Annotated in this window: 8 protein-coding genes; 3 read left to right on the top strand and 5 right to left on the bottom strand. The window is 49.7% G+C overall.

The annotated features are described in order from the left end of the window. Nucleotides 1-168: 168 nt before the first annotated feature. The 5 genes from MLC70_RS17620 to MLC70_RS17595 form a co-directional block, all read right to left on the bottom strand. Nucleotides 169-1,854 (bottom strand): long-chain fatty acid--CoA ligase, encoded by a 1,686-nt coding sequence (locus tag MLC70_RS17620; RefSeq protein ID WP_236040830.1) that lies wholly within the window; start codon nucleotides 1,852-1,854, stop codon nucleotides 169-171. Nucleotides 1,855-1,891: 37 nt separating this feature from the next. Then, the gene (locus MLC70_RS17615) at nucleotides 1,892-3,490 is read right to left on the bottom strand and encodes a GMC family oxidoreductase (protein ID WP_058091244.1); all 1,599 of its coding nucleotides are present in this window, start codon (nucleotides 3,488-3,490) and stop codon (nucleotides 1,892-1,894) included. A gap of 27 nt (nucleotides 3,491-3,517) precedes the next feature. Continuing rightward, the gene (locus tag MLC70_RS17610) at nucleotides 3,518-4,972 is read right to left on the bottom strand and encodes an aldehyde dehydrogenase family protein (RefSeq protein WP_058091245.1); all 1,455 of its coding nucleotides are present in this window, start codon (nucleotides 4,970-4,972) and stop codon (nucleotides 3,518-3,520) included. Between the two features lie 51 nt (nucleotides 4,973-5,023). Continuing rightward, the gene (locus MLC70_RS18785; RefSeq protein WP_011783984.1) at nucleotides 5,024-5,542 is read right to left on the bottom strand and encodes a rubredoxin; all 519 of its coding nucleotides are present in this window, start codon (nucleotides 5,540-5,542) and stop codon (nucleotides 5,024-5,026) included. A gap of 137 nt (nucleotides 5,543-5,679) precedes the next feature. After that, nucleotides 5,680-6,903: an alkane 1-monooxygenase gene (locus MLC70_RS17595; RefSeq protein ID WP_197463861.1), complete on the bottom strand. Its 1,224-nt coding sequence runs from the start codon at nucleotides 6,901-6,903 to the stop codon at nucleotides 5,680-5,682. Between the two features lie 222 nt (nucleotides 6,904-7,125). Here MLC70_RS17595 and MLC70_RS17590 point away from each other — a divergent pair, with 222 nt between their 5' ends. From MLC70_RS17590 to MLC70_RS17580, 3 genes are all read left to right on the top strand, one after another. Further along, entirely contained in the window at nucleotides 7,126-9,744 is a 2,619-nt protein-coding gene (locus MLC70_RS17590) for a helix-turn-helix transcriptional regulator (RefSeq protein WP_058091247.1), read from the top strand. A 32-nt stretch (nucleotides 9,745-9,776) separates the two neighbouring features. Next, on the top strand, nucleotides 9,777-10,937 hold the full coding sequence (locus tag MLC70_RS17585) for an NAD(P)/FAD-dependent oxidoreductase (protein ID WP_041654924.1): 1,161 nt from the start codon (nucleotides 9,777-9,779) through the stop codon (nucleotides 10,935-10,937). Between the two features lie 133 nt (nucleotides 10,938-11,070). Beyond that, nucleotides 11,071-11,337 (top strand): EAL domain-containing protein, encoded by a 267-nt coding sequence (locus MLC70_RS17580; protein ID WP_081496573.1) that lies wholly within the window; start codon nucleotides 11,071-11,073, stop codon nucleotides 11,335-11,337. Nucleotides 11,338-11,664: the final 327 nt, after the last annotated feature.

Below are 11,664 nucleotides of genomic sequence, written 5' to 3'. Positions count from 1 at the left end.
ATGGTGGCAACGAATCCTGTGCAGTTGACGATGACCGTATTATCGCTGATTTTGAGACTTATTCAGAGCCTCCTTAGGTTTCATTTTTTATTATCCTTTTTGGTATTAAAACAAATTGGCTTTAGGTAAAACTGCAATTTTTCGTAACACAAATGCCACTCATTGAAGCTAGCTTGCCGGTTTATTGACTAATACTTCCCCATACTCAGAACGCAGCTTGTTTTTTAATACTTTCCCAGTGGCATTGCGTGGCAATCCTTCCACAAAGATCGCGCGATCCGGGATCTGCCACTTGGCGACTTTCCCTTGATAATGAGCAAGAAGTTCCTCCTCAGTAATATTTGCGTCGGGTATTTTTACTGCCAACAGGATCGGTCGTTCGTCCCATTTATCATGGGAGGCCGCCACTACGGCAGCTTCATTGATGGCAGAATGGCCCATTGCGATTCCCTCCAATTCGACTGTAGATATCCATTCACCACCAGATTTAATAATATCTTTTGAGCGGTCACGTATTGTCATAAATCCATCATCATTGATCGAAGCAACATCACCTGTCTCGAACCAACCGTCTTCCTCAAGAGTCTGATTTGGTTCAACACCGAAGTAATCGGCTACCACCCAATGACCACGGATGCGGAGATTTCCCTGAGCAATGCCATCTTCGGGCAGTTGATGGCCGTCTTCACCCACAATTTTGAGCTGCACCCCGTAGGGAGGCCGTCCCTGGCTTTCACGGATTTTGTTTCTTCCTTCCTCCGAAAGAGTATTGTGTTTCGACAGCAGTGCATTGACGGTTCCGATCGGTGATGTTTCTGTCATTCCCCATGCATGGACAACTTCTACGCCATACTTACCACGAAACTCCGACATCATTGAGGGCGGACAAGCGCTACCCCCTATCACCGTCCGTTTAAGCGACTGTGCCGAGGAGCCAAGCTCGTCCAAAGCCGAGAGAAGTCCCTGCCAAATTGTAGGCACACCCAGCGCAATCGTTACGCTTTCTGAATCGATCAGCTTGACCAAACTTTGTCCATCCAGGCCAGGACCAGGCAACACCAGTTTGGCTCCAACCATCGCCGTAATGTAGGGTACCCCCCACGCATTTACGTGAAACATAGGAACAACCGGCATCACCACGTCCCGTGCCGATAAATTCAGTGCGTCGGGTTGAGCAGCTACCAGCGCGTGCAGAACGGTGGAGCGGTGTGAATAGAGCACCCCTTTGGGATTTCCAGTGGTGCCCGATGTATAGCAGAGGCTTGAAGCCTGGTTTTCGGCGATTTCAGGCCAATTCGCGTTAGGCGTTCCTCGCTGGAGAAACTCTTCATAAAACAACAATCCTGGAAATTGCGCTGCAATTTCTTCGTCCGGTTCGGACATCAATACAAATTTCTCAACCGTCTCCAGTCGGTCTCGGATATTTGAAACAATGGGAAGGAACGTTTTGTCAAAGAATATGACTTTGTCTTGAGCATTGTTGATAACGTAAACGAGTTGTTCTGGAAACAGTCGCGGGTTAATGGTGTGACACACCATCCCGCCACCAGAGATGCCAAGGTAACATTCCAGGTGCCCCACGTTATTCCAACAAATGGTCGCGCACCGATCCCCCTGGACATAGCCTGCCGTTCGAAGCGCTGACGCAAGTTGTCGCGACCGCTCCGAAACAGTTGCCCAGTCAGATCGACTGGGATTTCCATCCGTTCCTATCGACACAATCTCAGCGTCTCCATGGTAGCGAGCAGCATGGTCGATCAAGGAATTCACGGTGAGCTCCATGTTCATCATTTGGCCAAGCACGTTTATCTCCTGTCGTTTTTGTAGTTGGTTGACGCGAGTATCTGGCGTCATTAAGGTCCAATGTAGAAGGCATAATCCGGGTTTGAACCTAAACATTTCCCAAGAGGATGTCGGCTGCATTTTCGGCAATCATCATGGTGGGTGCGTTGGTGTTACCGGCAACCAAACTGGGCATTATCGAGGCATCGACAACTCTTAGCCCTTCAATCCCTCTGACTTTTAATTCCGGATCAACGACTGAATCCGGATCCGCGCCCATACGACAAGTGCCAACGGGGTGGTAAATAGTCTCTGCATTTTCCCGGATAAAGTCCGCAATCTGACCGTCCGAAGACACCGAGTTTCCGGGCTTAATTTCTCGTTTACTATGTAAAGCCATTGTTGGTGCCCCGAGTATCCGTCGTCCAAATTTAACGGCCGAGATCATTGTTTTGATGTCTTCGGGGTTACTGAGATAATTGGGTTGAATCAACGGGTCGGCCAATGGGTCAGGGCTTTTGAGACCTATAAAACCGCGGCTTCTGGGCATTAGATCGCAAATATGCAAGGTGTACCCATACCCGGCCATCACTTTTCGTCCATGATCCTTCAGGTAAGTTGGCAAAAAGTGGAATTGCACATTTGGCCGTTCGCACGAGCGCTCGGATTTAACAAAGCCTCCGGACTCGGCAACATTACTGGTAAGAAATCCACGTCGCGCAAAGATATATGAGAATAATGCGCTCACGCCCCGAAACAGGAAACTGGGAGCAACGCCAATGGGCAAACGTGAGTTCGCCGCGTGCATGATCGTAATATCCAAATGATCAACCAGATTCTGGCCGACCTCAGGGAGATGATGCACAAGGGGGATCCCGTGTTTTCCAAGCTCTTCGCTATCACCGATTCCCGAAAGCATAAGTAGTTGTGGTGAATTAACCGCACCACCAGACAATATGACTTCACCGCCGTTATTGAGTCTAAGCTGGCGATATTCGCCCCCCTGGTTCAGTGTCACGCCGACTGCCCGCTTACCGTCCATTACCACCCGGGTTACCCGCGCGTCCGTTAGCACATCAAGATTAGGCCGGTTCTCCGCGACACGCAGAAATGCCTGCGCTGAACTCCAACGGCGACCATTTTTTTGTGTCACCTGGTAGAGTCCCAATCCCTCTTGCGTCTCTCCATTAAAGTCCGTGTTTATCGGGAGCTCTACATGAGGTGCCGCTCGAACAAAATCTCGACTCAACGGATTGACTGATTTGAGTTCACTTACGGTGAGCTCACCGCCCTCCCCATGGTAAGAATCTGCGCCAAAACGTTTATTATCTTCCAGTCGACGAAACAATTTTAAAGCGCGATCCCATCCCCAGAGGTCTGTCCCGGCAACTTGACCCCAGTGGTCATAATCGGCTTTGTGACCTCTGATATAGACCATGGCGTTGATAGAAGAGGACCCGCCAAGTGTTTTCCCACGAGGCCAAAACAGGCGGCGCTCCTTTAGATGTTCTTGAGGTTCGGTTTCAAGAGCCCAATTCAGCTTTTTACTATTGGAAAGGAGTGCTATACCTATAGGCATATGTATGAGTGGATTTTTATCCTTTGGGCCCGCTTCTAGCAACGCTACTCGCTTTGAAGAGTCCGCCGTAAGCCGATTGGCCAATACACAGCCCGCCGATCCCGCACCGACAATAATGTAATCGTACATAATAACTCTCTTATTATTTGATTATGCTCAGCCCAGAATACGAACAGCAGCCTCTATAAGACGCCGGACCCAGGCTGTATAGGGTGGAAAAAGAAGATGCATAAGAGAATGTTTATCCTCCATCAACGCCTTTTCATGCGAAAAAGCGCGGAAACCGTATTCACCGTGTGCCGCCCCTATCCCGGAATTATTAACTCCACCAAACGGCAGACCCGGATGTAGAAAATGCACAACTGTAAGGTTGACTCCTACAGCGCCGGAGCTCGTTCGCTCGATAATATCCGTGGCAAAAGACTCGTTTTTGTCGAATATGTAAAGCGCAAGCGGTTTAGGGTTATCGTTGATTTTCTTGATAACCAGATCAATATCGTCGAATTCAATAACGGGTAAGATCGGGCCGAATAACTCCTCACGTGAAATATCCATGTCGCTGGATACATTTGAAATCAACGTCGGAGCAATAAAATTCTCTTCAGCATCTGTAACACCGCCCTCAAAGACTCTTGCACCTTTGTTTTTGGCATCATCTATCAGGTTTGAAACTCGCTGGAAATGACGTCGATTTACAATCCGGCAATAGTCGGCGGTCGATTTCTGGGCTTCTGGTGTTTTTCCATAGACTCGCCCAATTTCCGTTTTAAGTGCTTCATTGAATTGATCTGCGATATTAACGTGCACAAAAACATGATCTGGGGCGATACAGGTCTGTCCATTATTGGCAAACTTACCCCAGACAATGTTTCTTGCAGCCCTCTTTATGTTGGCATCTGGGCCAACAATGGTCGGGGACTTACCCCCCAATTCCAGCGTCACTGAGGAAAGGTTCGTGGCGGCAGCCTCCATGACCACCTTGCCTACCGCAGGACTGCCCGTGAAGAATATGTGGTCGAAGGGTAAGGCCAACAGTTTCTGCGCTACCGCGGCATCACCCTCAATCACGGAAACCAGATCGGGAGGGAAGGTTTCGGCGACAATGTTGGCAATCACCTTTGAGGTATGTGGTGTCATTTCCGAGGGTTTAATGATGGCTCCGTTCCCTGCAGCCAACGCTGAGACGAGAGGCCCGAGCGCAAGATTGAGCGGATAATTCCACGGTGCAATAATCAGGCACACTCCCTTTGGTTCTGGCCGAACATAAGATTTCGTGCCCAGAACACCAACGGATGCAGCCACTCGCTTCGGACGCATCCATTTACGCAAGTGTTTTTTAGTGTGTCGAATTTCCTGAAGCACCGGCAGGAGTTCAGTTAATTTGACTTCTGGAGCGGGTTTTCGAAAGTCCGCCGCGCAAGCCGCAATGATGTTTGATTCGTGGCGTTTAATTGAATCCCGCAGCTGGTCGAGCTGCGCTATTCGAGCCTCCAAGGTAAAGCTTCCGCGACGCGCAAGTTGTGCCCGCTGTAGGGCCGCGAACGTTGAATCAATCGTATCGCTGGTTGACACATTGGTCACCCCAACCTCCGCCAGACTAGCAATCTGCATTATAAAATCACCTCTTGCCGAACGAGACTGTTGTTATTTTCAATCGGATTACTAGTCTTCATAGAGGACATAGTCCTCTTTTGTGGCACCACAGTCCGGACAGCACCAATCGTCTGGAATATCTTCAAAACGAGTGCCGGCAGGGAAGCCTTCGGCTTCATCTCCGAGAGCTTCATCGTAGATATGGCCGCAAGTGATGCAGACCCACTTCCGATAGGTATCTTTTTGAGTCGAGTCTTTCGGCGATTTTGAAGAGTTAGGCTTGGGTTTCGCTTTGGGCTTTGTTTTATTTTTAGCTGAAGGAGTAGATGCGCCCGTTGCTTTCTGCGATGCTCCCTCGGTCTTAGCTTGGCTGGCAGGGCGGACCGCTGTATTGGTTGCGGACACCGAAAGTTCCGGGTTCGCTTCTTGAAGCGCAACGAAGTCAACCTTATCCCTGACGGCACAGTCTGGACAGGACCAGTCTTCAGGAATTTTTTCCCATGTCGTTCCTGCAGGAAAGCCTTCGTGCGGATCACCAACCACTTCGTCGTATACATAACCACAATCAGGGCATTGATATTTAGCCATCTAGAGCACCTTTCAAACGATATTATTGTCTTTGTTTTGGTAGCGCCCGACGCGCACCCTCTTTCAGGTGCACGTCAGAGGCTCTTTTTCTGCAACGTAAATAAAGTAAACGAGGTATATAAGTTCCGATTAGCCGATCATTTAGCCGCGGCGGTATCGACTGATTCAGAATCAGTCCCACCAAATTTACGCTCATAGAATTCACGCTTGCCGGGTTGAATCTGAATCTTATCGAGATCTCCTTTAGCCCAATCCAGCACCCGGTGGTCCATTATCGAACGAAACCATGAGGGAAACATTGCGGCCAGGAACATCCCGGGATATCCCGATGGTAAGGAAGGCAGGTCTTTGAAGTCGCGAAGCGATTGATAGGACCTTGTAGGATGGGCGTGATGGTCGGAATGTCGTTGCAAATGAAACAGAATCAGGTTCGACATAATATGGTTTGAGTTCCATGAGTGGTGCGGTTGTTGACGCTCATAACGTCCATCCGACATCTTCTCGCGCAGCAATCCGTAATGCTCAATGTAGTTGGCGCTGGTCAGCTGCCACCAGCCAAAGGCCATTTGAATGGGCAAAAAGATCAGCATTAACGGGCCAAAAAACGCCAGCAATCCCGCATAAAGCACAGCGGTCAAAATCATAGGCTGAAGAACTTCGTTCTCCAGGCTCCAGACACTTTTTCCACAACGACTGAGGCGCTGTTCCTCTAAATCCCATGCCCGCTTGAAAGCACCGGGAATTTCACGCAGTGAGAATGAGTAAATGGACTCACCCATGCGGGATGTCGCCGGGTCCATCGGCGTAGCCACATCACGGTGATGCCCCTTATTGTGCTCAATGAAGAAATGACCATATCCGACCACGGCGAGGACAAGCTTCGCCATCCAACGGTCAAACGTTTCTTTTTTATGGCCAAGTTCGTGGCCTGTGTTCAGAGCCAGGCCATTCACGATTCCCAGGGAAAGGGCCAATGCCAGAAACTCGAAAACACTCATTGGTTGCGTGGATACCCACCAGGCACTGACAATCAAGGCGGCATAGTGAATAGGAACCGTCAAGTAGGTCAGTACCCGATAGTAACGATCCTGTTCAAGCCGAGGCACAGCCGACTCAGGGGGGTTTGAAAAATCCTCTCCAAACATGGCATCAATCAAGGGAACTGCGCCATACCAAAGGATCAACACCAATCCGTACCAAATGCTCCATCCAGTCTGGGATACCAAATAAAGGCCAATAAGAGGCGTCGCTGGCCACAGCACAGAAAGGACCCACAGGTGGCGTTTTCTGTCCACATAACCTTCGGCATCAGGGTCTCTCTGAAGAGACTCTGTTGTTAAGACATTTTCTGACATTGACATTAGGATCACCTTATTGTTTTTCAGCTTGATCATTTTTCTACATTGTGCGAACACCGAGTCCCTCAGGTGAACGGACAAGTTGTAGGCATGAACAGGTTTGGCCAGAACCGGAGATCAAACAACTACTCTAAGGGGTAGTTTTCGCACTAGACATCTATCAATATGCTTTCACCCCATAGCGCCCTCGCGTTTCGGGGAGACGAAGCAGGAGATCGGATTGTCATGACCCGCCATAGCTTGGAAGACTGGTGTCGGAGGATGTCTGAAAGGATGTGGGCTCGTCAGTATTTCATTACTCAAGGGTGTTTAGACCGCTATTGCCTGAGGCCTTCTGCTACGCCTGAATCAAAGGTAGTTCTGTATCGGGCCCCGCCAGGCTATGGAAAATCTGTACAAGTGGCCTTGGCAGCAAACACTCGCGAACTGGAACGTGAGAGCGCCGTTTATATCAATACCCGGTCGTGCCCTGACTCATGTGACGTTAATGGCAGTTTGTTTGCAGCGTTAGTTTTATATCAACTCGAAGGAGTTGAATCCTGGCGCATGATAAAAAGTGACATCGACACCATCGAAGTTCTTCGAAACGCACTGTGTAATGCAAAAAAGACGATAAGAATTTGCCTTGATGGGGTTGGCGAGGCTAAACATACCGCGGATTTGATTGAGGATTTAATCTGTGAAACACCGAGCAATGTGAAATTTTTCATTGCACCGAGTCGCGTCGGGGCGTTGCCACGTTTGTCTATGATGGCGGGTGTTGTAACGTATGGTGCTGATGAACTTGTATTTACAGAAGAGGAGGTTAGTGAATTATCTGGTATGGGTGGCCCCGAAGCCAGCAACATCATAAAAGCGACCGGTGGATGGCCAGCACTTGTCAGGCTTATGTGCCGAACCCCAAACCCAAATCTCCCCGCAGCGACTTGGCCGGAAACTCGCTCGTATTTCAGGGACAACCTCTTAACTGCGTTACCCAATAGTACGAGGACCTTTCTTTGCAATGCAGCGATGCTCGAAGTAATCAGCGCTGAATGCTATGGCTATGTCTATAAGACAGAAGAGGCCGACCGGGAAATTACGTTTCTTAACGAACATTATGCTCTTTTAGCTCCCACCGGGACTTCTGCTGATCGTATGGATATGCACCCTGTGCTGCGAGAGTATTTGCGTAGTTTATTTAACACCACCCAACGAGAACGTCGCTCGTATGTACTGAAACGGGTCGCGTTCTGGCATTGGCGTAGGGGAGAGTACCTCCATTCAATCAATGCAGCTCTGGAAGCCAGTGACCATCGATGGGCTCGCGTCGTAAGTGACAGCATTATCCTGGACGTGGCACTCAGACAGGGTGAAATCGAAGTACTTCGCACCTGGTTTGGAAAAGTACCGGCTCGCACGATAAAAAAAATTGCCGCCTTGAGCATAGGTTACGCGTGGATTTTGTATTTCAGCCAACAAGCTCGTCAAGCAGACGAAATACTGGCTAGTTCGCTTCATCCGAGCTCCAGGGGGGCGAGCAATCTTGATGAGGAAGGATGGCGGGAATTGGTTAATGCGATAGGCAAAGCTACACAGGATGAATTACTGGAGAGTCAGGTTCTCTGTCAAAAATGGATAGACGCCTTTGGCGACCGTAACATGGTTGGCAAAGGCGCAGCACTTACTTGCCAGGCATTCATTGCCTCCAGTGGACGCCATTTTGAAGAGTTGGAGCGATTGTCCCATCGAGCGGCTGTGGCCATCCAGTCATCCAATCAACATTACGCTTTTATCTGGCTTAAAACTGCAGAAATTCAGGCTGAACTGTTCAAGGGTGACATCGCCCGAGCAATGAGTGTGTTGATCCAGGCGAATAAAACAGCAGAAAAGATTCAGGTGCCAAAAACTTTTTTAAATAAAATGTTTGGCACCCTTGAGTTACAAATCCTGCACGAACAGAACCATCACCTGGTTACCCAGGAATCTGCACAGGCTTCGTTCGATTTCGCTTTGAACTATGGCGTTACAGATATTCTGTGGGGGTGTACACAGGCCTACAGCCGTTTTCTGTACCACCAAGGGTTCCGAGATAGAGCCATGGCCTTGTTGGAACAATCCCGCTTAGCCTCCTGCGAGCGAGAGCTCTCTCGTCTAAATATCCTGACTAAAGTTCAGTTAGCTGAGTTTACTCTCCTGAACAACGAGGAATTGGGTCCACCCATACTCCCCGATGAATGTGAGCTGACGTTCCTGCCAAATCAAAACCAGGCCATTCAAGCACGTATGGCCCTGGTAACCTCAATGTATAGACTACGGCTTGGGAAACAGTTTGGTGTCGCCGAAAAATATGCCAAACAAGCACTACAAAGCGCCAGCGCAATTTCAGACGCTAGAACCAGGATCGCCGCCCACTATTGTCAGGCCCTGGCAGCGTTTGCCCTCGGCTCATCAAAATCGGCGAAGCGCATGATTCTTGATGCAAACCTACTTTCGGAACATTTGAACTGTCACTTCACACGGCTCTGGATCAAAGAAGCGCTACTTTCTCTTAGCCCCCTTGCTCAGGATCTTTTTAACGATCTGCCAGACGACTCTGAAGCTAAAGCTACGAAGGATCCCGATGTCAGAATAGAAGACTCCAGCGTGCCACCTGTGCCCGGCAATGCCCACTCAACTATCACGATAAAGCAGATTTCTCTGTTGAAATGCGTAAGCAACGGAATGACCAACAGAGAGATCGCTGAACGGCTTCTCGTGACGGAGGATACCGTCAAATGGCATATGAAGAAGATTTTCAGCGAACTTAAAGTAACCAACCGGGTTCAGGCAGTCACTGAAGCTCGACTGCGCGGACTTTTATAGTGCTACAAAAACAAAAGAGGAATCGAGCGAATATGCAAAAAATAGTTATCATTGGCGCTGGAATAGCCAGCCTGACCGCCGCAGAGGCTCTCCGCCAGAATGGATTCGACGGAACGATTACCATTTTGGGCGAGGAAAACACGCTGCCTTACCAGCGTCCCCCGTTGTCCAAAGCCTATTTGACCTCAGATGAGTTGCCCTCGCCAACTCCGATCCGTTCTCCTAATTTCTTTCGGGACAACAAAGTTGAATTTGAACAAGGCGGTAAAGTAATAGCGCTTGAACGATCGGCAAAGCAAGTAGTGATTCAAGGCGGCAGGAAAATTAAATACGACACGCTGATTTTGGCAACAGGAGCGAGGCCACGTCCTATTGATTTACCTGGTGAGAGCGCAAAAAATGTTTTCTATCTCAGGAATCTTGACCACTCCGCCGCATTACGTAATGCCCTGTTAGCCCCGGAATGCGAGAAGGTGGCCATTCTCGGCGCGGGTGTTATCGGGCTTGAAGTCGCCTCCGCTGCCAATCTACAGGGAAAACAAGTCTCTGTGTTTGAGGCCAACAGCCGAGCGATGTGTCGAGTAGCGTCACCATTAACAAGTAATTTTGTCAGAAACCGCATGGCCTCCGCCGGCGTAATGTTCTACTTCAATGCTAGCGTCAACCAGATTCTCACTGAGGGAGACCGAGTTTCCGGTATCCGTTTGTCCGACGGCACTACGAAACCCGCAGACGTCGTTGTTATCGGTATAGGAGCCATCCCCAATGCTGAACTTGCGCAAGACGCAAACCTGGATTGCGACGGTGGTATTATAGTAGACAGCGGCATGCGTAGCTCTGACCCTGACATATTTGCGATCGGAGATTGCGCTAAAGCCGTCAACGTTTCCACCAATACACCCATCCGAATAGAAACTATTCACAATGCCATGCTTCAAGCACAAATTGCGGCGGCTCATATTTGTGGTAAACCGTCTCCGCCTGCCTCTCCTCCTCGTTTTTGGTCAGATCTCAACGGCATGAAAGTCCAGTGTATTGGAATCGCCACTGGATACGACCGAATTCAGCGGCGTCCCACAGAGAGTGACAATGCCTGTGAATTCTGGCTCTTTTCCGGAGACCGGATGATCGCAGCTGAAACGGTCAATCTTCCCACCCGGCAAGCCAAGCTATCTAAAGCTCTCTCCGGGTAAGTGTAAGCGAGATGGGATGCAACTCATTCTCATCTCTGAGATTTCTATGTGTCGAGCCTCGTGACTGAGCATATCCAGCTGCAGGGGGATTCTGGCCCTCCCACAAGCTCTGCTGTAGAGCAGGAGATACAGAATCGCCCAGCCCAGCTGTGATGGCCACAGTGACCAGTCATTCACCCGGGGCTTACCTAACGACCAGGAAAGTGGAGCAATTGCCAAAGCGATTATTCAGATGGGACATAGCCTAGGACTCGATGTACTGGCCGAGGGAATTGAGACCAAAGAGCAAGAAAACCATCTCCGAATCCTTGGCTGTGATGCGGGACAAGGCTATCTATATGCTAAGCCGCTCTCAGTCAAAAGGTGCGAGGAGTACCTACAAGTTACTGACTGGGTTTAATTGGCCCGATGGTGGTCATCGAATCAATTTGGGATCACCGAACGCTTAGTGTGCGCCGGCGTTATCGCACCATCTGAACGTTCGCTTTGCGACCAGGGGCACCTAAACAATGGCGAACATTCATCATCCCCCTTTGTAAACGCGTCTGCCCTGGCATCAGTAACCTCCCTAGGGTATGAGTTCCAGTTCCTTGCGAATTTCCTCGGCAGTCGGCCGCAACTGAGCAAGCCCTTTCCTCGACCGTCGCTGCCCTGACCTGCCCCCAATCACCGAACCACTCACTGCTTAGTAATGTCGGTTAATTTCGACCCTTTTCCCGTAGTCCGA

It is taken from the genome of Marinobacter goseongensis (genome assembly GCF_023156235.1).
Taxonomy (GTDB): Bacteria; Pseudomonadota; Gammaproteobacteria; order Pseudomonadales; family Oleiphilaceae; genus Marinobacter; species Marinobacter goseongensis.
Note: the sequence above shows the minus strand (reverse complement) of the source record. Positions and strands in the feature narration are given on the sequence as shown.